Annotated in this window: 26 protein-coding genes, 1 other RNA gene and 1 pseudogene; 16 read left to right on the forward strand and 12 right to left on the reverse strand. The window is 61.0% G+C overall.

Going from position 1 to position 25569, the window contains the following annotated elements:
• Positions 1 to 41: 41 nt before the first annotated feature.
• A complete protein-coding gene (gene hemB, locus AC07YV_RS04390; RefSeq protein WP_007978864.1) occupies positions 42 to 1055 on the forward strand; it encodes a porphobilinogen synthase in 1014 nt (337 codons plus the stop codon).
• Positions 1056 to 1073: 18 nt separating this feature from the next.
• On the forward strand, positions 1074 to 3296 hold the full coding sequence (ppk1, locus tag AC07YV_RS04395; protein WP_102699655.1) for a polyphosphate kinase 1: 2223 nt from the start codon (positions 1074 to 1076) through the stop codon (positions 3294 to 3296).
• A 142-nt stretch (positions 3297 to 3438) separates the two neighbouring features.
• Here the strand turns inward: ppk1 and ppx are convergent, their stop codons facing one another.
• The 5 genes from ppx to AC07YV_RS04420 form a co-directional block, all read right to left on the reverse strand.
• Positions 3439 to 4941: an exopolyphosphatase gene (ppx, locus tag AC07YV_RS04400; protein WP_102699654.1), complete on the reverse strand. Its 1503-nt coding sequence runs from the start codon at positions 4939 to 4941 to the stop codon at positions 3439 to 3441.
• Positions 4942 to 5133: 192 nt separating this feature from the next.
• Positions 5134 to 5871, reverse strand: coding sequence for an amino acid ABC transporter ATP-binding protein (locus tag AC07YV_RS04405; RefSeq protein WP_102699653.1), 738 nt, complete (start codon positions 5869 to 5871; stop codon positions 5134 to 5136).
• Positions 5858 to 6508 carry an amino acid ABC transporter permease gene (locus tag AC07YV_RS04410; RefSeq protein WP_102699652.1) on the reverse strand — a complete coding sequence of 217 codons (651 nt, stop codon included), beginning with the start codon at positions 6506 to 6508 and terminating at the stop codon, positions 5858 to 5860. Before AC07YV_RS04410 ends, AC07YV_RS04405 begins: the two co-directional genes overlap by 14 nt.
• On the reverse strand, positions 6505 to 7173 hold the full coding sequence (locus AC07YV_RS04415; RefSeq protein WP_007978873.1) for an amino acid ABC transporter permease: 669 nt from the start codon (positions 7171 to 7173) through the stop codon (positions 6505 to 6507). The genes AC07YV_RS04410 and AC07YV_RS04415 overlap by 4 nt, the downstream gene beginning before the upstream one ends.
• Positions 7174 to 7195: 22 nt before the next feature.
• A complete protein-coding gene (locus AC07YV_RS04420; RefSeq protein WP_102699651.1) occupies positions 7196 to 7981 on the reverse strand; it encodes a transporter substrate-binding domain-containing protein in 786 nt (261 codons plus the stop codon).
• Between the two features lie 256 nt (positions 7982 to 8237).
• On the opposite strand from AC07YV_RS04420, the gene AC07YV_RS04425 reads away from it, so the two are divergent.
• From AC07YV_RS04425 to AC07YV_RS04450, 6 genes are all read left to right on the forward strand, one after another.
• Entirely contained in the window at positions 8238 to 8945 is a 708-nt protein-coding gene (locus AC07YV_RS04425; RefSeq protein WP_102699680.1) for a FadR/GntR family transcriptional regulator, read from the forward strand.
• Positions 8946 to 9066: 121 nt separating this feature from the next.
• A complete protein-coding gene (gene trxA, locus AC07YV_RS04430) occupies positions 9067 to 9396 on the forward strand; it encodes a thioredoxin TrxA (protein WP_003206727.1) in 330 nt (109 codons plus the stop codon).
• Positions 9397 to 9643: 247 nt separating this feature from the next.
• Positions 9644 to 10903: a transcription termination factor Rho gene (gene rho / locus AC07YV_RS04435; protein ID WP_003206716.1), complete on the forward strand. Its 1260-nt coding sequence runs from the start codon at positions 9644 to 9646 to the stop codon at positions 10901 to 10903.
• A gap of 297 nt (positions 10904 to 11200) precedes the next feature.
• The gene (ubiD, locus tag AC07YV_RS04440; RefSeq protein WP_102699649.1) at positions 11201 to 12667 is read left to right on the forward strand and encodes a 4-hydroxy-3-polyprenylbenzoate decarboxylase; all 1467 of its coding nucleotides are present in this window, start codon (positions 11201 to 11203) and stop codon (positions 12665 to 12667) included.
• On the forward strand, positions 12667 to 13635 hold the full coding sequence (locus tag AC07YV_RS04445) for a CDP-6-deoxy-delta-3,4-glucoseen reductase (protein ID WP_095964290.1): 969 nt from the start codon (positions 12667 to 12669) through the stop codon (positions 13633 to 13635). The genes ubiD and AC07YV_RS04445 overlap by 1 nt, the downstream gene beginning before the upstream one ends.
• A gap of 320 nt (positions 13636 to 13955) precedes the next feature.
• Positions 13956 to 14624, forward strand: coding sequence for a gamma-glutamylcyclotransferase (locus AC07YV_RS04450; protein ID WP_007978886.1), 669 nt, complete (start codon positions 13956 to 13958; stop codon positions 14622 to 14624).
• On the opposite strand, the gene glpT is transcribed toward AC07YV_RS04450, so the two are convergent.
• A complete protein-coding gene (glpT, locus tag AC07YV_RS04455; RefSeq protein ID WP_015097309.1) occupies positions 14600 to 15949 on the reverse strand; it encodes a glycerol-3-phosphate transporter in 1350 nt (449 codons plus the stop codon). The genes AC07YV_RS04450 and glpT overlap by 25 nt on opposite strands.
• Positions 15950 to 16276: 327 nt before the next feature.
• Here glpT and AC07YV_RS04460 point away from each other — a divergent pair, with 327 nt between their 5' ends.
• Entirely contained in the window at positions 16277 to 16894 is a 618-nt protein-coding gene (locus tag AC07YV_RS04460; protein WP_102699648.1) for an energy transducer TonB, read from the forward strand.
• Between the two features lie 41 nt (positions 16895 to 16935).
• Here the strand turns inward: AC07YV_RS04460 and AC07YV_RS04465 are convergent, their stop codons facing one another.
• Positions 16936 to 17913 (reverse strand): NADPH:quinone oxidoreductase family protein, encoded by a 978-nt coding sequence (locus AC07YV_RS04465; RefSeq protein WP_102699647.1) that lies wholly within the window; start codon positions 17911 to 17913, stop codon positions 16936 to 16938.
• A 150-nt stretch (positions 17914 to 18063) separates the two neighbouring features.
• On the opposite strand from AC07YV_RS04465, the gene AC07YV_RS04470 reads away from it, so the two are divergent.
• A complete protein-coding gene (locus AC07YV_RS04470; RefSeq protein ID WP_102699646.1) occupies positions 18064 to 18471 on the forward strand; it encodes a flagellar basal body-associated protein FliL in 408 nt (135 codons plus the stop codon).
• Positions 18472 to 18612: 141 nt separating this feature from the next.
• On the opposite strand, the gene AC07YV_RS04475 is transcribed toward AC07YV_RS04470, so the two are convergent.
• A complete protein-coding gene (locus AC07YV_RS04475; protein WP_102699645.1) occupies positions 18613 to 19065 on the reverse strand; it encodes an EVE domain-containing protein in 453 nt (150 codons plus the stop codon).
• A gap of 196 nt (positions 19066 to 19261) precedes the next feature.
• Here AC07YV_RS04475 and AC07YV_RS04480 point away from each other — a divergent pair, with 196 nt between their 5' ends.
• On the forward strand, positions 19262 to 19417 hold the full coding sequence (locus AC07YV_RS04480; RefSeq protein WP_007978897.1) for a hypothetical protein: 156 nt from the start codon (positions 19262 to 19264) through the stop codon (positions 19415 to 19417).
• A 35-nt stretch (positions 19418 to 19452) separates the two neighbouring features.
• Here AC07YV_RS04480 and AC07YV_RS04485 read toward each other — a convergent pair whose 3' ends face one another.
• The 4 genes from AC07YV_RS04485 to AC07YV_RS04500 all read right to left on the reverse strand — a co-directional run bounded on the left by AC07YV_RS04485 (position 19453) and on the right by AC07YV_RS04500 (position 20891).
• Complete coding sequence (locus AC07YV_RS04485; RefSeq protein ID WP_102699644.1) at positions 19453 to 20058, reverse strand: 5-formyltetrahydrofolate cyclo-ligase; 606 nt, start codon at positions 20056 to 20058, stop codon at positions 19453 to 19455.
• 100 nt (positions 20059 to 20158) lie between these two features.
• Positions 20159 to 20337: non-coding RNA, 6S RNA (gene ssrS, locus AC07YV_RS04490), on the reverse strand.
• 30 nt (positions 20338 to 20367) lie between these two features.
• Positions 20368 to 20685 (reverse strand): cell division protein ZapA, encoded by a 318-nt coding sequence (locus AC07YV_RS04495; protein ID WP_007978902.1) that lies wholly within the window; start codon positions 20683 to 20685, stop codon positions 20368 to 20370.
• The gene (locus tag AC07YV_RS04500) at positions 20682 to 20891 is read right to left on the reverse strand and encodes a TIGR02449 family protein (protein WP_007982902.1); all 210 of its coding nucleotides are present in this window, start codon (positions 20889 to 20891) and stop codon (positions 20682 to 20684) included. The genes AC07YV_RS04495 and AC07YV_RS04500 overlap by 4 nt, the downstream gene beginning before the upstream one ends.
• Before the next feature lie 193 nt (positions 20892 to 21084).
• Here AC07YV_RS04500 and AC07YV_RS04505 point away from each other — a divergent pair, with 193 nt between their 5' ends.
• From AC07YV_RS04505 to AC07YV_RS04525, 5 genes and pseudogenes are all read left to right on the forward strand, one after another.
• On the forward strand, positions 21085 to 21642 hold the full coding sequence (locus AC07YV_RS04505; protein WP_095964285.1) for a YecA/YgfB family protein: 558 nt from the start codon (positions 21085 to 21087) through the stop codon (positions 21640 to 21642).
• Positions 21643 to 21669: 27 nt separating this feature from the next.
• Positions 21670 to 23004 (forward strand): Xaa-Pro aminopeptidase, encoded by a 1335-nt coding sequence (pepP, locus tag AC07YV_RS04510; RefSeq protein ID WP_102699643.1) that lies wholly within the window; start codon positions 21670 to 21672, stop codon positions 23002 to 23004.
• Entirely contained in the window at positions 23001 to 24188 is a 1188-nt protein-coding gene (gene ubiH, locus AC07YV_RS04515; RefSeq protein ID WP_218500977.1) for a 2-octaprenyl-6-methoxyphenyl hydroxylase, read from the forward strand. The genes pepP and ubiH overlap by 4 nt, the downstream gene beginning before the upstream one ends.
• 37 nt (positions 24189 to 24225) lie before the next feature.
• Positions 24226 to 24336: pseudogene (locus AC07YV_RS04520) on the forward strand (tetrameric acyl-CoA thioesterase); the annotation flags it as partial.
• Between the two features lie 9 nt (positions 24337 to 24345).
• Entirely contained in the window at positions 24346 to 25563 is a 1218-nt protein-coding gene (locus AC07YV_RS04525) for a 2-octaprenyl-3-methyl-6-methoxy-1,4-benzoquinol hydroxylase (protein ID WP_173900803.1), read from the forward strand.
• Positions 25564 to 25569 lie beyond the last annotated feature (6 nt).

Here is a 25569-nt window from a genome sequence, read left to right on the forward strand (position 1 = left end):
ACTGTCACGCTCGCCCGTCTGCGCGGGCTCAGGAGTCTGCCGTGAGCTTTACCCCCGCCAACCGTCTGTTCCCCGCAACCCGCCTGCGCCGCAACCGTCGTGACGACTTCTCGCGTCGACTGGTCCGTGAAAACGTCCTGACCGTCGATGACCTGATCCTGCCGGTGTTCGTTCTGGACGGTGAAAACCGTCGCGAAGCGGTGGCTTCGATGCCGGGCGTCGAACGCCTGACCATCGACTTGTTGCTGGAGGAAGCGGCCAAGTGGGTCGAACTGGGGATTCCGGCGCTGGCGCTGTTCCCGGTGACGCCTTCGGAACTCAAGTCTCTGGATGCTGAAGAGGCCTGGAACCCGGAGGGCATCGCCCAGCGCGCCACCCGTGCGCTGCGTGCGCAATTCCCAGAGCTGGGCGTGATCACCGACGTGGCCCTGGATCCGTTCACCACCCACGGCCAGGACGGCATTCTTGATGAAGAAGGCTACGTGCAGAACGACATCACCGTCGATGCACTGGTCAGGCAAGCCCTGTCCCACGCCGAGGCCGGCGCTCAGGTCGTGGCCCCATCGGACATGATGGACGGTCGCATCCAGGCGATTCGCGAAGCCCTTGAGGTGGCCGGTCACGTCAATGTGCGGATCATGGCCTACTCGGCCAAGTACGCCAGCGCCTATTACGGCCCGTTCCGCGATGCGGTCGGTTCGGCGCTGAACCTGGGCAAGGCCAACAAGGCCTCCTATCAGATGGACCCGGCCAACAGCAACGAAGCCCTGCACGAAGTCGCGGCGGACTTGTCAGAAGGTGCGGATATGGTCATGGTCAAGCCAGGCATGCCGTACCTGGACATCCTGTGCCGGGTCAAAGAAGAATTCAAAGTGCCGACGTTTGTCTATCAAGTCAGCGGCGAATACGCCATGCACATGGCGGCGATCCAGAATGGCTGGTTGAGCGAAGGGGTTATCCTCGAGTCGCTGACCGCTTTCAAACGTGCAGGCGCCGATGGCATCCTGACGTACTTTGCCGTTCGTGCCGCTCAATTGTTACGAGAGCAGAAATAGCCCTCCCAGGAACATTCGATGAATACCGAAGTACTCACTGAAGTTGCCGTAAAAGACGCTCAACCTGTGGTGGAGCAAGTCGACGAGACCCCGCCGGAGCTGGAGCCAGCTCCGCCCGCGGCGGTCGTCGAACCTACTGCGACAGCGCCTGCGGTGGCCATTCCCGGTCTGGATGACAGCAGCCTGTACATTCACCGCGAACTGTCGCAACTGCAGTTCAACATCCGCGTGCTGGAGCAGGCGCTGGACGAGTCCTACCCATTGCTGGAGCGGTTGAAGTTTCTGCTGATCTTCTCCAGCAACCTGGACGAGTTCTTCGAAATTCGCGTTGCCGGCCTGAAGAAGCAGATCACCTTCGCCCGTGAACAGGCGGGCGCCGATGGTCTGCAACCGCATCAGGCACTGGCGCGCATCAGCGAGCTGGTACACGGTCACGTCGACCGTCAGTACGCGATCCTCAACGACATTCTGTTGCCGGAGCTGGAGAAACATCAGGTCCGCTTCATCCGTCGCCGCAATTGGACGACCAAGCTCAAGACCTGGGTGCGCCGCTATTTCCGCGACGAGATTGCACCGATCATCACCCCCATCGGTCTCGACCCTACGCACCCGTTCCCTTTGCTGGTGAACAAGAGCCTGAACTTTATCGTCGAGCTCGAAGGTATCGACGCCTTCGGTCGCGACTCCGGTTTGGCGATCATCCCGGCGCCACGCCTGCTGCCGCGCATCATCAAGGTGCCGGAAGAAGTCGGCGGTGCCGGCGACAACTATGTATTCCTGTCGTCGATGATCCACGCTCACGCCGATGACCTGTTCCAGGGCATGAAGGTCAAGGGGTGCTACCAGTTCCGCCTGACCCGTAACGCCGACCTCGCGCTGGACTCCGAAGACGTCGAAGACCTGGCCCGCGCCTTGCGCGGCGAGCTGTTCTCCCGTCGCTACGGTGACGCAGTGCGCCTGGAAGTGGCCGACACGTGCCCGAAACACCTGTCCGACTACCTGCTCAAGCAGTTCAACCTGAGCGAAACCGAGTTGTACCAGGTCAACGGTCCGGTGAACCTGACGCGGCTGTTCAGCATCACCGGCCTGGACAGCCAGCGCGAGCTGCAATACCTGCCGTTCACCCCGCAGATCCCGAAACTGCTGCAGAACAGCGAGAACATTTTCAGTGTGATCAGCAAGCAGGACATCCTGCTGCTGCACCCGTTCGAGTCGTTCACCCCGGTGGTCGACCTGCTGCGCCAGGCCGCCAAGGATCCCCACGTGCTGGCGGTGCGCCAGACGCTGTACCGTTCCGGCGCCAACTCGGAAATCGTCGATGCGCTGGTGGATGCGGCGCGTAACGGCAAAGAGGTCACGGCGGTGATCGAATTGCGTGCGCGGTTCGATGAAGAGTCCAACCTGCAACTGGCCAGCCGCCTGCAAGCGGCCGGTGCGGTGGTGATCTACGGTGTGGTCGGCTTCAAGACCCACGCCAAGATGATGCTGATCCTGCGTCGCGAAGCGGGCGAGATCGTGCGTTATGCGCACCTCGGCACGGGTAACTACCACGCCGGCAATGCCCGCCTGTACACCGACTACAGCCTGCTGACCTCCGACGATGCCCTGTGCGAAGACGTCGGCAAACTGTTCAGCCAGTTGATCGGCATGGGTAAGACGCTGCGCATGAAGAAGCTGCTGCACGCGCCGTTCACCTTGAAAAAGGGCATGCTGGACATGATTGCCCGGGAAACCCAGTTCGCCCTCGACGGCAAACCGGCGCACATCATCGCCAAGTTCAACTCGCTGACCGATCCGAAGATCATCCGCGCGCTGTACAAGGCCAGCCAGTCAGGCGTGCGCATCGATCTGGTGGTGCGTGGCATGTGCTGCCTGCGGCCGGGCATCGCCGGGGTTTCCCACAACATCCATGTGCGTTCGATCATCGGCCGTTTCCTGGAGCACACCCGGGTCTTCTACTTCCTCAATGGCGGCGATGAGCAGATGTTCCTGTCCAGTGCCGACTGGATGGAACGCAACCTCGACAAGCGCGTCGAGACTTGCTTCCCGGTGGAAGGCAAGAAGCTGATCATGCGGGTCAAGAAAGAGCTGGAGCTTTATCTGACCGATAACACCCACAGCTGGAGCCTGCAGCCGGACGGTCGTTACGTCCGTAACACACCGACCGGCAACCAGAACCCGCGCAGCGCCCAGGCGACATTGCTGGAGCGTTTGGGCAGTCCGATTCTCACGGTCCGCTGAGGCAAGAAAAATGGCGATCCCCAGGGATCGCCATTTTCATTTGCGCCAGACCCATCCCCTGTAGGAGCTGCCGAAGGCTGCGATCTTTTGATTTTGCTTTAAAAGATCGCAGCCTTCGGCAGCTCCTACAAGGGGCGGTGGCTTAGCGGGCGGTCAACACGATGTCGACCCGGGTCAGCCATTGCGCTTCAATTTCAAAGTCGGCTTGGGTCAGCTGGTTTTCGTCCAGCCAGTTCTCCGGGAACACCACTTCCAGGTGGTTGCCATAGGCGTTCAGTTCCACCTGGGGCATTTGCTGGGTGCCGCGGATGTGGTGGAACAGAATCGCAAAGCGCAGTAGCACGCACAGGCGAATCAGCTTGACGCCGTCGTCGCCGAAATCGGCGAACTTGTCCTTGGGAATATTGCGCCGGTGGCCACGTACCAGCAGCGCGAGCATCAACTGGTCTTCGCGGGAGAACCCGGCGAGGTCCGAGTGCTCGATCAGGTAGGCGCCGTGCTTGTGATACTGGTAGTGGGCGATGTCCAGGCCCACTTCATGGACCTTGGCCGCCCAGCCGAGCAGTTCGCGCCAGACACCGTCTTCCAGGTCCCAGTCTTCGGCCACCTGGTCAAACGCGTGCAACGCCTTGCGCTCGACCCGTGCCGCCTGTTCCTGATCGACGTGGTAGCGCTCCATCAGCGAGGTGAGGGTGCGTTCGCGCACGTCCTCGTGATGATGGCGGCCCAGCAAGTCATAGAGCACGCCTTCGCGCAGGGCGCCTTCGCAGTGATCCATGCGTTGCAGTTCGAGGGAGTCAAAGATCGCTTCGAGGATGGCCAGGCCAGCCGGGAAAATCGCCCGGCGATCCGGCTTGATACCTTCGAAGTCGATTTTTTCGACGTCGCCCAGCTTCATCAGTTTGCGCTTGAGCCAGGCCAGGCCTTCGGCGTTGACCTCGCCGGTGCCGTGGCCGCCAGCCTTCAGCGCCAGACCGATGGCGCGGATGGTGCCCGAGGAGCCGATGGCTTCATCCCAGGTCAGGCGGTGCAGGGCGTGCTCGATGCTCATGATCTCCAGCCGCGCCGCCGTGTACGCCTGGGCGTAGCGGGCCGGGGTGATCTTGCCGTCCTTGAAATAGCGCTGGGTGTAGCTGACGCAACCCATCTGCAGGCTTTCGCGCAGCAGCGGTTCGAAGCGCTGGCCAATGATGAATTCGGTGCTGCCGCCGCCGATGTCGGCCACCAGGCGCTTGCCCGGGGTGTCGGCGAGGGTGTGGGACACGCCGAGATAGATCAGGCGCGCCTCTTCTCGACCGGAAATGACTTCCACCGGGTGGCCGAGAATTTCTTCGGCGCGACGGATGAATTCGGCGCGGTTGCGGGCTTCACGCAAGGCATTGGTGCCAACGATGCGCACAGCACCCGTGGGCATACCGTTGATCAGTTGGGCAAAGCGCTTGAGGCAATCGAGCCCGCGTTGCATGGATTCTTCGTTGAGATGGCGCTCGTCGTCGATGCCGGCGGCCAGCTGAACCTTCTCCCCGAGACGCTCGAGAATACGGATTTCACCGTTCTGGGCCTTGGCCACGACCATGTGAAAGCTGTTGGAGCCCAGGTCGATTGCGGCGATCAGGGACAGATTCTTGGCTTGGGATTGCGGCATGGTCGGGGGTCTCGGTCGATAACCTCGACATCGTGCCACGATCAAAGGCTGCCGCCAACGCGCACGATTCAATGCATTGATCCGGCTCACTGCTCGAGCTTGCGTAGGAGCTGCCGAAGGCTGCGATCTTTTGATCTTGATCTTTTAAAGCAAAGTCAAAAGATCGCAGCCTTCGGCAGCTCCTACCAGGGTTCAGGCCGTTGCTTCCACGGTCCCGATGAAATTCGCCAGCTCCGCCGTCTGTGGATTGGCGAACACTACTTTCGGATCCCCCACCTCATGCACCTTGCCCTGGTGCATGAACACCAACTTGTCCCCAACCTCCCGGGCGAAGCGCATTTCGTGAGTGACCATGATCAGTGTCATGCCTTCCCTGGCCAGTTGCCGGACCACGCTCAGCACTTCATTGACCAGCTCCGGGTCCAGGGCCGAGGTGATTTCATCGCACAGCAACACTTTCGGCGACATCGCCAGGGCACGGGCAATCGCCACCCGCTGTTGCTGGCCGCCGGACAGTCGATCCGGTAAGGCATCGAACTTTTCCCCCAGCCCGACCCGTTCCAGCATCTGTCGCGCCAGTTCGGCGGCCTTGGCCTTTGGCACCTTCTGCACCACTTGCGGCGCCAGCATGACGTTCTCACCCACGGTCAGGTGCGGGAACAGGTTGAACTGCTGGAACACCATGCCGACTTTCTGTCGCAGGCTGCGCAGGTCGGCGCGGGCGGCGTCGAGGTATTCGCCGTCGACTTCGATCACACCGTCGTTGATCGACTCCAGGCCGTTGAGGGTGCGCAGCAGGGTGGATTTGCCCGAGCCACTGCGGCCGATGATCGCCACCACCTGGCCTTCCTCGATGCTCAGGTCGATGCCTTTGAGCACATGATGGTCGCCGTAGTATTTATGCAGGGCGGAAATTCTAAGCAGAGGCATGCAGTCTCCTTTCCAGATAGCGCGCACTGAGCGACAGGGGGTAGCAGAGCAGGAAATAGCCGAGGGCGACGAGGCCATAGACCATGAAGGGTTCGAAGGTCGCGTTGGCGAGCATGCCGCCGGTCTTGGTCAGTTCGGTGAAGCCGATGATCGAGGTGACGGCGGTGCCCTTGACCACTTGCACCGAGAAGCCCACGGTCGGCGCCACGGCGATGCGCAATGCCTGGGGCAGGATCACATGGCGCAATTGTTCCAGCGGGTTCAGCGCCAGGCTCGCCGAGGCTTCCCATTGGCCATTTGGGATCGATTCGACGCAGCCGCGCCAGATCTCCGCCAGGTAGGCGCTGGTGAACAGCGTCAGGGCAATCGCCGCCGCCATCCACGGAGAAATCTCCAGTCCGGCCAGGGCCACGCCGAAAAACACCAGGAACAGCTGCATCAACAGCGGCGTGCCCTGGAACAATTCGATGTAGGTGCGGGCAAAGCTGCGCGGCAGGGATTTGCCCGAGATGCGCATGACCATGATCAGCAAGCCGATCAGCCCGCCGCCAATGAACGCCACCAGCGATAGCGCCAGCGTCCATTGCAGGCCGGTGAGCAGGTTGCGCACGATGTCCCAGAAAGTGAAATCACTCATCGGCTGCTCCTTGCGATGAACCGTTGGCCTATCCAGTTCAGCAACTGGCGGATCAGCAGCGCCATGCACAGATAGAGCAAGGTCGTCAGGGCGTAGGTTTCAAAGGCGCGGAAGTTGCGCGACTGAATGAAGTTGGCGGCGAAGCTCAGTTCTTCAGTGGCGATCTGCGAACACACCGCCGAGCCGAGCATGACGATGATGATCTGGCTGCTCAGGGCCGGCCAGACTTTGCCCAGTGCCGGCAGCAGCACCACATGGCGGAACGCTTCGAAGCGCGTCATCGCCAACGCCGCCGCGGCTTCCAGCTGACCTCGGGGGATCGCCTGGATGCCGGCGCGGATGATCTCGGTCGAATAGGCGCCGAGGTTGATCACCATCGCCAGCACCGCCGCCTGCCATTCGGAAATCTGCACGCCCAGGGACGGCAAGCCGAAGAAGATGAAAAACAACTGCACCAGGAAGGGCGTGTTGCGGATCAACTCGACGTAGACCGCGAAAATCCCCGCGAAAGGCCGGATGTTCCACGCCCGCACCAGCGCCCCGACGATGCCCAGCCCCACACCGAGCACAGCGCCGATGGCGGTCAGTTCAAGGGTGAACAACGCACCGCGCAGCAACAGATCGGTGTTGTTCACCACCGGCAAGAAGTCGAACTGATAAGCCATAACGTCTCTCCTGCGCGCGAGATCAGAGGTCGGCCGGCAGTGGTTCTTTCAGCCAGGTCAGGGCGTTTTTCTCCAGTGCGCCGTCGCTTTTGGCGGTGACGAGGATCTGGTTGACCTTGTCCAGCAGCGCCGGCTCGTTCTTGTTCACACCGACGTAGACCGGCGAATCCTTGAGCTTCACTTTCAGCACCGGCACGCGTTTCGGGCTTTTCTCGCTGATCGCGACCATCACCACGTTGCCGCTGGCGATCAGGTCGACCTGGCCCGCCAGGTACGCGGCGATGGTCGAGTTGTTGTCTTCGAAGCGCTTGATGGTCACGCCTTCGGGGGCGACCTTGGTCAGCTCGATGTCTTCGATGGCGCCGCGGGTGACGCTGATGGTCTTGCCCTTGAGGTCGTCCAGAGTCTTGATGTCGGCGTCTGGCGGACCGAACACGGCGAGGTAGAACGGCGCATAGGCGCGGGAGAAGTCGATGACCTTCTCGCGCTCCGGGTTCTTGCCGAGGCTGGAGATCACCAGGTCGACCTTGCCGGTGGTGAGGAACGGGATGCGGTTGGTGCTGTTGACCGGGGTCAGTTCGAGTTTGACCTTGAGCTGGTCGGCCAGCAGTTTCGCGGTGTCGATATCGAGGCCACGGGGTTTCATGTCCGGCCCGACCGAGCCGAAGGGCGGGAAGTCCTGGGGCACGGCCACCTTGAGGACGCCGCGCTTGACCACATCCTCCAGACCGTCGGCGTGGGCGGGTGCCTGGGTCAGCATCAGACTGGCAAACAGGGCGGCGAGGAGGGCGCTGAAACGCTGGGTCATGGCAAATCTCCAAATCGGCAAGAAGTGATTTCTGCCGATCGACAGAGCATGGGCCATGCCAACATGGGGTTTTGGGGGCGCCAGAGCGCGGTTTTGCTGGCGTCGAACGGTCTTACTGGTCTGAACAGTCAGGTTGTGTTTCGCACCCCGATGGCGCAGCCGGGAAAATCACCGAACCCCCATGGGGCACGACTTGCCGGGCGTCGCGAATAGCTTTACAACTGAGCGCACATTGGCCTGGTTCGTCTGGAAAACCATGAACTCGATCTCCCGCGCCGTACCCGAAGTGGCGCTGCAAGCCATCCGCAAACTGATTACCGAGCAGGGCTTCGGGCCGGGGGATGCCTTGCCCTCGCAACGGGACCTGGCGGTCCAGTTGGGCGTAAGCCGGGCTTCTTTGCGCGAGGCGTTGTCGTCCCTGAGTGCGCTGGGCGTCATCAGCATCCAGCCGGGCAAAGGCGTGTTCGTGCAGGCGCCGGTGGAGCTGCCGCGAGGCGAGGTCGCAGCGGGCTGGCCGTTTGCGGCACAGGCTTCGCCGCTGGATATCTTCCAGTTGCGCTACGCGCTGGAGGGGTTTGCCGCGGGGTTGGCGGCCGTGACCTTGAGCACCGAGGAGCTCGATGCCCTGGAAGACAACGTCGCCGCCATGCGTAACGAACTCAAGGCCGCTGATTTCGAAGCGGCGGCGCGCCTGGACTTCGAATTCCACCGGCGCATCCTGCTGGCCAGCGGCAATCAGGCAATGTTGAGTATCCTCACTGCCAGCGCCGATATCTTCCTGGAAAGCCAGAAACTACCGTTCATCCGGGCCGAGCGGGCCATGGAAACCTGGCAGGAGCACCGCAAGATCCTTCGCGCGCTGGCTCGCCGTGCCTCAGGCGCCGCGCAAAAAGCCATGCACGAACATGTGCGCAACGCGGCGTTGCGCACCGGAATTGCCTTCGTCGCTCCCGCGACGGCGTGACACGGGCTATACCCAAACTCATGGAACACCATAGCGAGACTCAATCAACTGCACCTTCCTGAACGAGGGAAGGGCAGCTATGATGGGCCACGTTTTTTTGCTTACAACCCTGGAGAATTCCATGAGCAGCGATCTTATCAAACACGTTAGCGACGCTAGCTTCGAGGCCGACGTACTCAAGGCTGAAGGCGCTGTACTGGTCGATTACTGGGCTGAGTGGTGCGGCCCTTGCAAAATGATCGCTCCTGTTCTGGACGAAATTGCCGAGACCTACAAAGGCAAGCTGACCGTCGCCAAGCTGAACATCGACGAAAACCAGGAAACCCCGGCCAAGCATGGCGTGCGTGGTATCCCGACCCTGATGCTGTTCAAGAACGGCAACGTTGAAGCGACCAAGGTCGGCGCACTGTCGAAGTCGCAACTGGCTGCTTTCCTCGACGCCAACATCTAAGCGTCGCTGCAAAGTGTCCTGAAAAAGCCTCGCAAATAGCGGGGCTTTTTGCGTATTCAGGGCTAGACGCTCCTAAACTCAGGTGGTACATTCGGCCCCGCACTGGTTTCTCCATTGCCCCCTGCTAGCCGTCGCCGACGCACTCCTTTTCGAATAAGTACGCGATCCTGTCGCCTTCTCTGCGGCGCGGCCTCATTAAGCCAAAAGCTTAATTTCCCCCCTCCATAAATGATTACGTCATTCCTATATGAATCTGACTGAACTCAAGCAAAAGCCGATTACCGAACTGCTCGAATTGGCCGAACAGATGGGCATAGAAAATATGGCCCGTTCGCGCAAGCAGGACGTGATTTTCTCCCTGCTCAAGAAGCACGCGAAAAGCGGTGAGGAAATCTCCGGTGATGGCGTGCTGGAGATTCTCCAGGACGGCTTCGGCTTCCTGCGCTCCGCTGACGCTTCCTATCTCGCCGGTCCAGACGATATCTACGTCTCGCCGAGCCAGATCCGTCGTTTCAACTTGCGCACCGGTGACACCATCGTTGGCAAGATCCGCCCTCCAAAGGAAGGCGAGCGTTATTTCGCGCTGCTCAAGGTCGACACGATCAACTTCGACCGTCCGGAAAACGCGAAAAACAAGATTCTCTTCGAGAACCTGACCCCGCTGTTCCCGACCGTACGCATGAAGATGGAAGCCGGTAACGGTTCCACCGAAGACTTGACCGGTCGTGTCATCGACCTGTGCGCCCCGATCGGTAAAGGCCAGCGCGGTCTGATCGTTGCTCCGCCGAAAGCGGGCAAGACGATCATGCTGCAGAACATTGCCGCGAACATCGCGCGTAACAACCCTGAAGTTCACCTGATCGTGCTGCTGATCGACGAACGTCCGGAAGAAGTAACCGAAATGCAGCGCACCGTGCGCGGCGAAGTGGTTGCCTCGACGTTCGACGAGCCGCCAACCCGTCACGTGCAGGTTGCCGAAATGGTGATCGAGAAGGCCAAGCGCCTGGTCGAGCACAAGAAAGACGTGGTGATCCTGCTCGACTCCATCACCCGTCTGGCCCGTGCCTACAACACCGTGATCCCGAGCTCCGGCAAGGTACTGACCGGTGGTGTCGATGCCCACGCCCTGGAGAAACCGAAACGTTTCTTCGGCGCCGCGCGGAACATCGAAGAAGGCGGCTCGCTGACCATCATCGCCACCGCGCTGGTTGAAACCGGCTCGAAGATGGACGAAGTGATCTACGAGGAATTCAAAGGCACCGGCAACATGGAGCTGCCTCTGGATCGCCGCATCGCTGAAAAGCGCGTATTCCCGGCCATCAACATCAACCGTTCCGGCACCCGCCGCGAAGAGTTGCTGACCGCCGACGACGAGCTGCAGCGTATGTGGATCCTGCGTAAGCTGCTGCATCCGATGGATGAAGTCGCTGCCATCGAGTTCCTGGTCGACAAGCTGAAAACGACCAAGACCAACGATGAGTTCTTCCTGTCGATGAAACGCAAGTAAGTCGAGCAGGGCTGTGCCCTGTGTGGCTGTCTCGTTAGTTCAAATTCGGATGCCGCTGGCTCATAGCCAAGGCGCTGCGACGAGTCATAGCCCGCTATGGCGAGGAGCAGCAACGCAGGATATGAGCTAGCGGCGCCGAAGTTGACTAACAGAGACAGCCATACAGGGCACTAGAGCCGGGGAAACCCGGCTTTTTGCTATCCGATTTTTGATCAGGTGGCAGTTCGTGGTTCTGAACCGAAGGGTTCGGCGCTAAACTGCCTGCCCCGAACGCCACGGCCAACACGAGGCTTACGCATGCAGTATCGCGACTTGCGCGACTTTATCAGCGGGCTGGAACAGCGCGGCGAACTCAAGCGCATTCAGGTTCCGGTGTCCCCAGTCCTGGAAATGACCGAGGTCTGCGACCGCACCTTGCGCGCCAAAGGCCCGGCCCTGCTTTTCGAAAAAACCACGGGTTTTGACATTCCGGTGCTCGGCAACCTGTTCGGTACGCCTGAGCGCGTAGCGCTGGGCATGGGCGCGGAAGCAGTCAGCGAACTGCGCGAGATCGGCAAGCTTCTGGCGTTCCTCAAGGAACCCGAGCCGCCGAAAGGCCTGAAGGATGCCTGGTCCAAGCTGCCGATCTTCCGCAAGATCATCTCGATGGCGCCCAAGGTGGTCAAAGACGCGATCTGCCAGGAAGTGGTCATCGAAGGCGACGATGTTGACCTCTCGAAGTTGCCGGTGCAGACCTGCTGGCCAGGCGACGTCGCGCCGCTGATCACCTGGGGCCTGACCGTCACCAAGGGGCCGAACAAGGACCGACAGAACCTCGGTATCTACCGCCAGCAGGTGATTGGCCGCAACAAAGTCATCATGCGCTGGCTGAGCCACCGTGGCGGTGCGCTGGATTATCGCGAGTGGTGCGAAAAGCATCCGGGCCAACCCTTTCCTGTTGCCGTTGCATTGGGCGCAGACCCGGCGACCATCCTCGGCGCCGTGACCCCGGTACCCGACAGCCTTTCCGAATACGCCTTCGCCGGCCTGTTGCGCGGTAACCGCACCGAGCTGGTGAAATGCCGCGGCAATGACCTGCAAGTGCCGGCCACCGCCGAAATCATCCTCGAAGGCGTGATCCATCCGGGCGAGATGGCCGATGAAGGCCCGTACGGCGACCACACTGGTTACTACAACGAAGTCGACAGCTTCCCGGTGTTCACCGTCGAGCGCATCACCCACCGGATCAAGCCGATCTACCACAGCACCTACACCGGTCGTCCGCCGGATGAGCCGGCGATCCTCGGCGTCGCGCTGAACGAAGTGTTCGTGCCGATCCTGCAGAAGCAGTTCCCGGAGATCACCGATTTCTACCTGCCACCCGAAGGTTGCTCTTACCGCATGGCCATCGTGACCATGAAAAAGTCGTACCCGGGCCATGCCAAGCGGGTAATGCTGGGTGTCTGGTCGTTTTTGCGACAGTTCATGTACACCAAGTTCGTTATCGTCACCGACGACGATATCAACGCCCGGGACTGGAACGACGTGATCTGGGCCATCACCACGCGCATGGACCCCAAGCGCGACACGGTGATGATTGACAACACGCCGATCGACTACCTGGACTTCGCTTCGCCGGTGTCCGGCCTGGGGTCGAAAATGGGCCTTGATGCCACGCATAAATGGCCGGGCGAAACCACCCGTGAGTGGGGCCGTGTCATCGTCAAGGACGATGCGGTGACCCAGCGGATCGATGCCATCTGGAATCAGTTAGGAATAGATTGATGCGTGTAACCTTGCAGCCCTCCGGAGCAGTGCTTGAGATATTGCCCGGCGAGCGGATTCTCGATGGCGCGCGACGACTGGGCTACGAATGCCCGCAAAGTTGCCGCAACGGCAATTGCCACGTGTGCGCGGCGCTGCTGGTGGAAGGTCGGGTCGAGCAGGCCGGCAATGTGCGTGATCATGGCGAGTTCTACACTTGCATTGCGGAGCCGCTGGAAGACTGCATTGTGCTGTGGGATGGCGTGCTCGCCTTGGGAGAACTGCCGGTGCGCAGCGTGTCGTGTCAGGTCATTGAGTGCAAGGACGTGGGCGGCGATACCTGGCGCGTGCGTCTGCGGGCTCCGGCCGGCAAACCGCCGCGCTACCACGCCGGCCAGTACCTGATGATCGAACGCGAGAATGGCGAAAAGTCCGCCTTCTCCCTTGCCTCGGCACCGCATGCGGGGCGCGACCTGGAAATCCACGTACTGGCGCGCGAATCCAGTGCGCTGAGCCTGATCGAGCAGCTCCAGCGCAACAGCATGGTGCGGGTCGAGTTGCCGTTTGGCGATACCCACCTGGAGGAGTTGCCGGACGGTCCTCTCGTGCTGATCGCCGCCGGCACCGGCATGGGTCAGATCCACGGCCTGATCGAACATTGCCGGGCCACGGGTTTCAAGCATCCGGTGCATTTGTATTGGGGCGTGCGTCGTCCAGAAGACTTTTATCAAGTCGAGCATTGGAACGAATGGCTGAAATTGCCCAACCTGTTCCTGCACAAGGTCGTCAGCGATCAATGCGGTTGGGAAGGGCGCTGTGGCATGTTGCATGAAGCGGTCTGTGAAGACTTTCCCGATCTCAAGGCCCTGCATGTCTACGCCAGTGGCTCGCCGGCCATGGTCTACGGCACGCTGGATGCGCTGGTGGAAGCGGGAATGGACGCCCACCAGATGCGCGCCGACGTGTTTGCGTACGCCCCTCGCTCCTGACGCTGCCCCCCTGTAGGAGCGAGCTTGCTCGCGATGGACTCAAGAACACTGCGGGTAGCCAGACCTCCCGCGTAATCGTTAACGACCATCGTCGGAACGCCGCCCGGAGCAAGCTCGCTCCCACAGGTATATAACTCCGTATATAGCCTATCGATATTTATAAACTTTAATAAATATCGGTAGGTTATATGTCACGCAGGCAACCCATTAAGAACTGTGCCATGGCATTCAAATTGCCTTAAAACTTATGTGCCTTATTGTTACAGCCGTGCGTTCTATTAAGTAATTCTTCACCCGCGGGGAGCTGAACGCTATTCGCCATGAGCGCCATCGAATCTGCTTTTTTGAATCTGGCTTACCCTCCGCGGCTCGATCTGGGGCCGCAGCTCACCCACGAACAATTGCTCAGCTCGATGCAGTCGACCATGGCCCGTCACAAGGGTGGGCCGGTGTGGCTGTTTGCCTATGGCTCGCTGATCTGGCGGCCTGAATGCACGGCGGTTGAGCGGGTTCGCGGCCGGGTGCATGGCTACCATCGCGGGTTGTACCTGTGGTCTCACGAACATCGCGGCACTCCGGAAATGCCCGGCCTGGTGTTCGGCCTGGATCGCGGTGGCTCTTGCAGCGGTTTCGCCTATCGATTGCCCGAAGAGCAACTCGAAGCGTCGCTGTACGCACTTTGGCAGCGCGAGATGCCATTTCCTTCCTACCGCCCGCACTGGCTCAACTGCCGACTCGAAGATGGCAGCCAGGTTCAGGCCTTGGGGTTTGTGCTGGAGCGACATCTGCCCAGCTATGCCGGTAACCTGCCGGACCATGTGCTGAGCCATGTGTTCGAAAACGCTTGCGGGCGTTACGGCACCACTCGCGATTATGTCGAGCAGACCGCGCACGCCCTGCGTAGCCACGCCATGCCAGACCGGAATCTGGAGGCGCGGCTCAAGCGCTGTAAATCAAAGGCTGATCAAGCGAGTGCTTCGCGGCCCTGACTGGCGACTTGTTTGTGGCGTAGCGTCGGGGCGAGGAAGGCCATCGCCAGCAGGCAGGCGCCCACCAGCAGCACGAAACCACCGTCCCAACCGAAATGGTCCACGGTGTAGCCCATCGCTGCACTGGCCGCGACCGAACCGCCCAGGTAACCGAACAGGCCGGTGAAGCCCGCCGCCGTGCCGGCCGCTTTCTTCGGAGCCAGCTCCAGCGCCTGCAGGCCGATCAGCATGACCGGGCCGTAGATCAGGAAGCCGATGGAAAGCAGCGCGATCATGTCGATCATCGGGTTGCCGGCCGGGTTGAGCCAGTAAACCAGCGTCGCGACCGTCACCAGCGCCATGAACACCATGCCGGTCAGGCCGCGGTTGCCACGGAAGATCTTGTCCGACATCCAGCCGCACAGCAGGGTGCCCGGGATACCTGCCCACTCGTAGAAGAAATACGCCCACGAGGTTTTATCCACGGTGAAGCCCTTGGCTTCCTTGAGGTAGGTCGGTGCCCAGTCCAGCACGCCGTAGCGCAGCAGATAGACAAAGACGTTGGCCAGGGCGATGTACCAGAGCATTTTGTTGCGCAGCACGTATTTGACGAAGATTTCCTTGGCGCTGAATTCCTCTTCGTGGCTGGCATCGTAGCCTTCCGGGTAGTCGTTCTTGTACTGCTCGATCGGCGGCAGGCCAACCGATTGCGGGGTGTCGCGCATGGTCACAAAGGCAAACACCGCAACCGCCAGTGCCACCGCTGCCGGCACGTAGAACGCCGCATGCCAGTCATTGAACAGGCCCATGCCGATCAGGAACAGCGGGCCGATCAGGCCGCCGCCGACGTTGTGCGCCACGTTCCACACCGACACCACGCCGCCACGTTCCTTCTGCGACCACCAGTGCACCATGGTCCGGCCACTCGGCGGCCAACCCATGCCCTGCGCCCAGCCGTTGATGAACAGCAGAATGAACATCATGGTCACGCTGGACGTCGCCCAGGGCGCGAAACCGAAAATGAACATGACCCCAGCCGACACCAGCAGGCCGAACGGCAGGAAGAAACGCGGGTTGGACCGGTCGGACACCAGGCCCATGAGGAACTTCGACAGGCCGTAGGCAATCGCGATGGCGGACATCGCCAGACCCAGCTGACCGCGGGAGTAACCCTCGTCGATCAGGTAGGGCATGGCCAGGGAGAAGTTCTTGCGCAGCAGGTAGTAACCGGCATAGCCAATGAAGATGCCGGCGAAGATCTGCCAGCGCAGGCGTCGGTAGGTGCTGTCTATTTTTTCTTCAGGCAATGGAGCCTGATGTGCGGCAGGACGAAAGAAAGCAAACATTCAAGAGCTCCAGATTTCTTGTTTTGACTGCGGTTACGAATGTTACAGTTTCGTTACCGAAAATAGCACCGGTTCTCATCGGCAAAACAGCGGAAATGTTGGATATCGCGCATTCCTTTATGAACATGTCGCTCAGGTGAAAGTGAAGGGCGTTGTAGGAAGCATTACCCACCCATGTTTTACGCGACTGATCCATCCCGGGTAGGGCAATTCTTTGGGAAATGTCCTGCTCTGTTACCGGAAGCCGTGACCTTCAGTGCCGCACCCTTGAGCTTTAACCTTGGCCGCACAGCCAATTTTGGCGTTTCAGGTGCGAGGGAGAGGAGGATGCGGTGGTTTGTGTTCGTGGTGCTGCTGTTTGTCTGGTCTGTTGCAAGCAACGCAGGTGAGGTGTTCCTGATACCGGAAAACAACCCCAAGCCGATTTACCCACCGGCGCTGCACCGGGCTGGAATCACCGGTAATGTCCGGGTCAGGTTCGTGGCGCATGCCAACGGCGCGGTCAGCAAGGTGAGCATTTTGCAAAGCGATCACCCTGATTTCGCCGAGGCGGCCCGAGTCGCCATAGCGCAGTGGCGGTTCAAGCCATGGACCGTTGAGGGTGGCAAGCCTGAGGAGCAGGAAGTCATTGCGCCGATAATATTCGGGTTCGATGTGTATCTACCGCTGCATCTCAACCAGCGGCTCAAGGCATTGAGATGCCGCGATCTCAATGAGGCACTGGCGCGAGCCCCGGAGCACGAGTGGATTGATTCCGCCGCCTTCCATTACATCCGGGCTTATCTGTCGAACGCGTTTTCCACGGCAACACTGCCGACCGAACGGCGTCTGTCATTGATCGCTGAAATGAACAGGAAGGTGCCGATCATTATCAGGCAATGCTCGAACAACCCGGGTTCCAGGTATGTAAGGTTTTTGCCGGAAGATATCCGCCAGTTACTGTAGGGAAAGAGCCTGGACCCAGAGGTCCGGGCCCTTTGCCGGGGTCAGCGAACCTGCACCACCACTTTCCCGACGGCTTTACGCTGGCCAAGATCATTGATCGCCTGCGCCGCATTGCCCAGTGGATACACCTGCGACACCAGTGGTTTCAATTTGCCTTCGGCAAACCAGCCAAACAGTTGCTGGAAGTTCGCGGCGTTGTCCTGCGGTTGGCGTTGGGCGAAGGAGCCCCAGAATACGCCGAGCACCGCCGCGCCTTTGAGCAGCGCCAGGTTGACCGGCAGTTCGGGGATGCGCCCGCTGGCGAAGCCGACCACCAGCAGGCGGCCGTTCCAGGCGATGGCGCGGATGGCCTGGTCGAACAGGTCGCCGCCCACCGGGTCGTAGATCACGTCGGCGCCCTGGCCGTCGGTCAGGCGCTTGATTTCGTCCTTGAGGCTGGTTTCGCTGTAGTTGATCAGTTCATCGGCACCGGCGGACTTGGCCACGGCGAGTTTTTCCGCGCTGCTGGCCGCGGCAATCACCCGGGCACCCATGGCTTTGCCGATTTCCACCGCCGCCAGGCCGACACCGCCAGAAGCACCCAGCACCAGCAGGGTTTCGCCCGGTTGCAGGTTGCCGCGCTGCTTGAGGGCGTGCATCGAGGTGCCGTAGGTCATGCTGAAGGCGGCAGCGGTGTTGAAGTCCATGGAGGGCGGAATCGGCAACACGTTGTAGCCTGGCACGGCGACCTGTTCGGCAAAGCTGCCCCAGCCGGTCAAGGCCATGACCCGGTCACCGACTTTCAGGTGGCTGACCTTCTCGCCGACTTCGCGGACCACGCCGGCCGCTTCGCCACCCGGGGAAAACGGGAAGGGCGGCTTGAACTGGTACTTGCCCTCGATGATCAGCGTGTCGGGGAAATTGACCCCGGCGGCGTGCACGTCCAGCAGGATTTCATTCTTCTTCGCGACAGGACTGGCGACGTCTTCCAGCACCAGCGATTCGGCAGGGCCGAAGGCTTTGCACAGCACGGCTTTCATCAGGGCTATTCCTTTGGGAGTGATGGCCGATAAGTTTAGGTGTGTGGGTCGAAGGGTCAACGAGCATGCCCGGCCCTGATAGTCAGCCATAAGCTTGTGCTTGCATGGCGGGTCGTTATGCTAGGCCGCAAACCGGATAAGGAGTGAATTGTGAAAGCGTGGATCATGTTGTTGCTGGCCCTGTCCCTGCCTGTGGCAGCGGTGGCCGAAGAAGCCAAAGAAGATACGGCTCCGAAGGTCAGTTACATCACCCTGAGCCCACCCTTCGTGGGGAACTACGGGCTGGACGGCACGCCGAAACTGAAAGTCTACAAGGCCGATGTGGCGTTGCGGGTGACCGGTGACGAGGCTGCCAAGGCGGTGAAGGCCAATGAACCCTTGATCCGCAATCAATTGGTCGCGCTGTTCGCCCAGCAGACCACCGAGACCATGAACAATGTCGAGGCCAAGGAAAAGCTGCGTCAGGAAGCTCTGAAGCAGACCCAGCAGGTGATGAATGACGAAACCGGCAAGCCGGTGGTTGAGGATCTTTTGTTTAACAACCTGATCATTCAATAAGGCTTCTGGCGCCTGTACCGGCCTCTTCGCGAGCAAGCCCGCTCCCACAAGGATTAGCGGTGAACACAAATTTTGTGAGCACCAGAAGCCACTGTGGGAGCGGGCTTGCCCGCGATGGCATTTGGATGGGCACCGAGAACCTTACGGCTTGAGCGATATCACCGCCGCCCACTGCTCCGGCGTCACCGGCATCACCGACAGCCGCGAACCTTTCTGCACCAGCGGCATCTCGGCCAGCGAAGTCTGCTGTTTCAGGTAATCCAGTTTCAGCACCCGGGCAAACGTCTCGACATGGGCGACATCGATCGCGCTCCAGGCGTTTTTCTCCGCCGTTGCCTTTGGGTCGTAGTAATGACTTTCAGGTTCCAGCGCCGTCGGGTCCGGATACGCGGCTTCGACAATTTTGCCGATGCCGGCGATGCCCGGCTCCGGGCAGCTGGAATGATAGAAAAAGAACTCATCCCCTACGGCCATGGCCCGCAGGAAGTTGCGTGCCTGGTAGTTTCGAACCCCGTCCCAGCGCGCTTTGCCGAGTTTTTCCAGCCCCTTGATCGAGAGTTCGTCGGGCTCGGATTTCATCAGCCAATAGGCCATGTCTTTTTGCTCCTTGCGGGGTGATTGAGCCGCTTTTCGGCAATTTTATGACAAACCGACAGTCGGTTGACGTCAGCATTTGCGCAGCGGTTCACGTTGTCGCAAAATGCCGGCCTTTAAAGCTTGACGCTGCTGCACGGCCTACAAACGGAAACCGCTGCTGTCATCGTGTAGATCTGCCTTTGGGGGGCAATCGATGAAACGCAAACCGGATTTACTATGGATTTTGGTCATTTTGTTTGGCCTTGGCGTCGTGACCACTGGCTATGCCCAAAGCCTGTGGGCCAGCAAGACCGATGCGCCGGTCGAGCTCGCCCAATTGCAGCAACAGTCGACAGCTTTCAAGCGCTGATCCTGTTGTCCCTGCGTCGCTGATCGAAGTGGCGCCTAGCCTGCGTAATACCAGGCCTTGTCTGTCACCGTGCCCTGCAGCGGCACATCCCAGCTCGCCTGAGCCAATCGCTCCACCTTTTGACACTCATGGGCCAGCCCCAACAGCGTCGGCTTGCGCCAGTCATTGCGGCGCGCCAGGTAAGCCAGGCTCCGATCATAGAAACCGCCGCCCATCCCCAGGCGTCCGCCAACATCGTCAAACCCCACCAATGGCAACAACACCAGGTCCAGCGCCCAGATCCTGCGCTGCCGGGCGAGGTTGGCCCGTGGTTCGAGAATGCGGAAGCGGTTGGGTTTGAGTTTTTCCCCTGGCCGGATGCGCTGGAACACCATTTTGGTTCGCGGCCAGGCACTCAGCACCGGCAGATAGGTGGCCTTGCCCCGGCGCTGCGCGGCACGCAGCAACAGGCGCGGATCAATTTCACCGTCGGTCGGCAGATAGAGGGAGATGTGTCTGGCGCGGCGGAACAGCGGTTGCTGGGCCAATTGCCTGTACAGCCCGCGAGCGGCCTGGCGCTGCTGACTGGGTGTCAGTGCGCGACGGGCTTTGCGCAGCATGCGTCGAAGTTGCGGGCGGAGAAGCAGCGCAGGTTCGGTCATGGATTCGGGCTTCGCTGGTCAGGTACATGAAGCGTAACTGTAAATAGCGGATCTATAAAAACGCCAATGCCGGTATTTAAACCGGCATTGGACTGGAATCAGGCTCCCCGAATGTGTCGCTGTCGACTTAGCCCTTGAACCCGAAAGTTCAAGGTGGAAGATGCAGTAGGCTTTAAGGCTTTCCGTCTAGCGGACATGCACACCAGCCCAACGTGCAACCTCCAGGGTATAGCAAATCGGCTCAGGGACATCGCCAACTGGCAAACACCCCAGGGAGTGAGGGCAGTATACCGCAAGCGGCGACGCGAATCAGCCTTTGGTGACGTCCGGATCGGTCGCCAGGACCAGATCGACGCGATCGAGCAGGTCGCGAACCTGCTCACGGGTCGAGCCGCTGACCTGAACATCCGGGCGATCTTCCTTGTGCAGCAGGTCGTGGGTGATGTTCAGCGCAGCCATCACGGCGATACGGTCGGCGCCGATGACTTTGCCGCTGCTGCGGATCTCGCGCATCTTGCCGTCCAGATAACGGGCGGCGCTGACCAGGTTGCTGCGCTCTTCCTGAGGGCAGATGATCGAATACTCTTTGTCGAGAATCTGCACGGTGACGCTATTGCTTGAACTCATGAGTCTTGCTCCAGGGCCTTGAGGCGCGAAATCATCGACTCGACCTTACGCCGGGCGATTTCGTTTTTTTCAATGAGATGCGCGCGTTCCTCGCGCCAGGTCTTTTCCTGAGCTAGTAAGAGTCCGTTTTGACTCTTAAGTTGCTCGACTCGGGTAATCAGCAGTTCGAGTCTGGCCATCAGCGCTTGCAGGTCGGTGTCTTCCATTGTCTTCACTGTCTGATGGGTGGTGGCTGTAGGAGCAAGCTTGCTCGCGATGGTCGCCAACGATAACGCTGGGTCCCTGACAATCCGCGGCGTTCTCGGGTTCATCGCGAGCAAGCTCGCTCCTACAGGGGTAGTCGATGTAGGATACAAGGCCTTCATTCTAGACATAGCGCCGTCTGGCGCCTAGCTGCCCATGACCATTCAGAATTCCCCGTACCAAGGCTTCGCCACCCTGCTGACTTCCAGCGGCCACAACGTCTCGCCTGCCGAACTGCACGGCCTGTTGCTCGGCCGCAGCTGCGCCGGTGCCGGTTTCGACGCCGAAGGCTGGCTGATCGACGCCGCCGAACTGCTCGAAAGCGAGCCGCAGGACAACGTTCGCAACGCCCTGATCGGCCTGCAAGAGATGGTAAAAGGCGAGCTCACCGGCGATGACGTGACCGTCGTTCTGCTGCTGCCGACCGACGACGCTCCGCTCACCGAGCGTGCCGCCGCCCTGGGCCAATGGTGCCAGGGTTTCCTCAGCGGTTTCGGCCTGAACTGCCGTGACAGCAGCGCCCTGAGCACCGAGGCCACCGAAGTGTTGCAGGATCTGGCGGCCATTTCCCAGGTGCAAGACGCGCTGGAAGAGTCCGACGACGGCGAAAACGACTATATGGAAGTCATGGAGTACCTGCGCGTCGCGCCACTGCTGCTGTTCTCCGAGACCAAGAAAGACGTGCCGGCCGCCGCCAAACCGTCGCTGCACTAATCGTTTGCCAGGGAACGCCATCTGCCCATGATCCACATCCCGAAATCGGAATACAGCCGTCGCCGCAAGGCCCTGATGGCGCAGATGGAACCCAACAGCATTGCCATCCTGCCCGCCGCCGCGGTGGCCATTCGTAACCGCGACGTCGAGCACGTCTACCGTCAGGACAGCGACTTCCAGTACCTCAGCGGTTTTCCCGAGCCCCAGGCCGTACTGGTGCTGATGCCGGGGCGCGTGCATGGCGAATACATCCTGTTCTGCCGCGAGCGCAACGCCGAGCGCGAATTGTGGGACGGCCTGCGTGCCGGGCAGGAAGGTGCGATTCGCGACTTCGGCGCCGATGACGCCTTCCCCATCACCGATATCGACGACATCCTGCCGGGCCTGATCGAAGGTCGTGACCGGGTCTACTCGGCCATGGGCAGCAACCCCGAATTCGACCGCCACCTGATGGAATGGATCAACGTGATCCGTTCCAAGGCCAACCTCGGTGCCCAGCCGCCGAACGAATTCGTTGCCCTGGATCATCTGCTGCACGACTTGCGCCTGTATAAATCGGCGGCAGAAGTGAAAGTGATGCGCGAGGCGGCGCGGATTTCTGCCCAGGCGCACGTACGGGCAATGCAGGCCTGTCGCGCCGGGTTGCACGAATTCAGCCTGGAAGCCGAGCTCGATTACGAATTCCGCAAGGGCGGGGCGAAGATGCCGGCCTACGGCTCGATCGTCGCGGCGGGGCGCAACAGCTGCATCCTGCATTACCAGCAGAATGACGCGCTGCTCAAGGACGGTGACCTGGTGCTGATCGACGCCGGGTGCGAGATCGACTGCTACGCCAGCGACATCACCCGGACCTTTCCGGTCAGCGGCAAGTATTCAGCGGAACAGAAAGCGATTTACGAATTGGTCCTGGCCTCCCAGGAAGCCGCCTTTGCCGAAATCGCCCCGAACAAACACTGGAATCAAGCGCACGAGGCCACAGTCCGGGTCATCACGGCCGGGCTGGTCAAGCTGGGGCTGCTGCGGGGCGACGTCGACGAGTTGATCGCCAGCGAAGCCTACAAGGCGTTTTACATGCACCGCGCCGGTCATTGGCTGGGCATGGATGTGCACGATGTCGGCGAATACAAGGTCGGCGGCGAGTGGCGCGTACTGGAGGTCGGCATGGCGTTGACCGTGGAGCCGGGGATCTACATTGCTCCGGACAACCAGAGCGTGGCGAAGAAATGGCGCGGCATTGGCGTGCGCATCGAGGACGACGTAGTGGTCACCAGAACCGGCTGTGAAATATTGACGGGCGGCGTGCCGAAAACCGTCAGCGAAATCGAGGCCCTGATGGCGCAAGCACGGACACAAGCGGCATGAGTCGAGTCAATCTGGCAATCATCGGTGGCGGGCTGGTCGGTGCGAGTCTGGCGCTGGCCTTGCAGGCCGGCGCCAAGGCCCGAGGCTGGAAGATTGTGCTGATCGAGCCGTTCGCCCCGGGGGATACGTATCAACCGAGTTACGATGCCCGTTCTTCGGCGCTGTCCTTTGGCTCGCGGCAGATTTACCAACGCCTGGGCATCTGGCAGGAAGTTTCGCGCCGCGCCGAGCCGATCAAGCAGATTCATGTTTCCGACCGTGGTCGATTCTCGACGGCGCGGTTGTCGGCGATGGAAGAGGGTGTTCCAGCGCTGGGTTATGTCGTTGAAAACGCCTGGCTCGGCCAATGCCTGTGGCAAGGCCTGGACAAGGACGTGATCAGCTGGCGTTGCCCGGCGGAAGTCACCCGCATGGAGCCGCTGACCGATGGCTATCGCCTGACCCTCAACGATGAAACCACCTTGGAATGCGACCTCGCGGTGCTCGCCGATGGCGGTCGCTCCGGTCTGCGCGAGCAACTGGGGATCGGCATCCGCAAGCGTCCGTACAACCAGAGCGCGCTGATCGCCAACATCACCCCGAGCGAGGCCCACAACGGCATGGCCTTCGAGCGTTTCACCGACGAAGGCCCGATGGCGTTGCTGCCGCTGCCGGAAAACCGCTGCGCACTGGTCTGGACTCGCCTGGGCATGGACGCGCAACGCCTGGCGGCCCTCGATGAGCGCAGTTTCCTCAGTGAGTTGCAGGGCGTCTTCGGTTATCGCCTCGGTACGTTGAAGCAGGTTGGTGCACGTCACCTGTATCCGCTGACACTGGTCGAGGCCGAGGAACAGGTGCGCCCGCATCTGGCGGTGCTCGGCAACGCGGCGCACAGCCTTCATCCGATTGCCGGCCAGGGGTTCAACCTGTCCCTGCGCGATGCCCAGGCCCTGGCCGATGCCTTGCTCGCCAGCGAAAAACCCTTGGGCGACTTTGCCACCTTGCAGGCCTATCGCGAACATCAGCGTCTAGACCAGGACCTCACCGTGGGCTTCTCCGATCAGGTCACGCGCCTGTTCGGCAGTACCCAGCCGCTGGTGTCCCTGGGCCGCAACATCGGCTTGCTCGGCCTCGACCTGCTGCCACCGGCCAAACGCTGGTTTGCCCGGCAGGCGATGGGGCTGGGGACGCGACCGGATGCATAGCCGGCTGACCCGCCGATTTGGCAAGGCACGATCGATAAAAAACCTGCCGCACTTGCAGGTCGACATTCATGACGGCGCCGGCCATCTGGTGGCGCGGGTCGGAAAAACCCTTTACGTGCGGCTCAAGCCGCAAGAGAGACAGGCTTAAAGCATGGAAATGCGCGCAGATCTGCTGATTGTCGGGGCCGGAATGGTCGGCAGCGCCCTGGCGCTGGCGTTGCAGAACAGCGGGCTGGAAGTCCTGCTGCTGGACGGCAGCCCCATGAGTGTCAAACCCTTCAACGCCCAGGCCGCGTTTGAGCCACGCGTAAGCGCCTTGTCGGCTGCCAGCCAGCGGATCCTCGAACGCCTTGGCGTCTGGGACGGCATCGCCGGGCGGCGCAGCAGCCCCTACACCGACATGCAGGTCTGGGATGGCAGCGGCACCGGGCAAATCCACTTCTCGGCGACCAGCGTGCATGCCGAGGTGCTGGGGCATATCGTCGAAAACCGAGTGGTCCAGGATGCCTTGCTCGAGCGTCTGCACGACTGTGACCTGGGCTTGCTGGCCAATGCACGGCTGGAACAGATGCGCCGCTCCGGCGATGACTGGCTGCTGACCCTGGCCGATGGCCGCACCCTGCGCGCGCCGCTGGTGATCGCGGCGGATGGCGCCAACTCGGCCGTGCGGCGCCTGGCCGGGGTCGCGACCCGCGAATGGGATTATCTGCACCATGCCATCGTCACCAGTGTGCGTTGCGCCAAGCCGCACCAGATGACGGCCTGGCAGCGCTTCACCGACAACGGTCCGTTGGCGTTTCTGCCGCTGGAGCGCGACGGCGAACGGGACTGGTGCTCGATCGTCTGGTCGACCACACCCGGCGAAGCCGAACGCTTGATGGCGATGGATGACCAGGGTTTCTGCAAGGCACTGGAGCGAGCCTTTGAGGGGCAACTCGGTGAAGTGCTCAGCGCCGACCCGCGGCTGTGTGTGCCCCTGCGCCAGCGGCATGCCAAGCGTTATGTGGCGGAAGGCCTGGCGTTGATCGGCGACGCGGCCCACACCATTCACCCGTTGGCCGGGCAGGGTGTGAACCTCGGATTCCTCGATGCCGCCGTGCTGGCCGAAGTGTTGCTGCAAGCGGCAACCCGTGGCGAACGCCTGGCGGATGTGAAAGTCCTCAGCCGTTACGAGCGTCGTCGCATGCCCCACAACCTGGCACTGATGGCGGCGATGGAAGGCTTCGAGCGCTTGTTCCAGGCGGATCCGTTGCCGGTGCGCTGGTTGCGTAATACCGGGTTGAAAATGGTTGAGAAGATGCCGGAAGCCAAGGCCTTGTTCGTGCGTGAAGCTCTGGGGTTGACCGGGGATCTTCCGGCGCTGGCCAAGCCCTGAGTTCTG

Source organism: Pseudomonas sp. GW456-E7 (assembly GCF_059424105.1).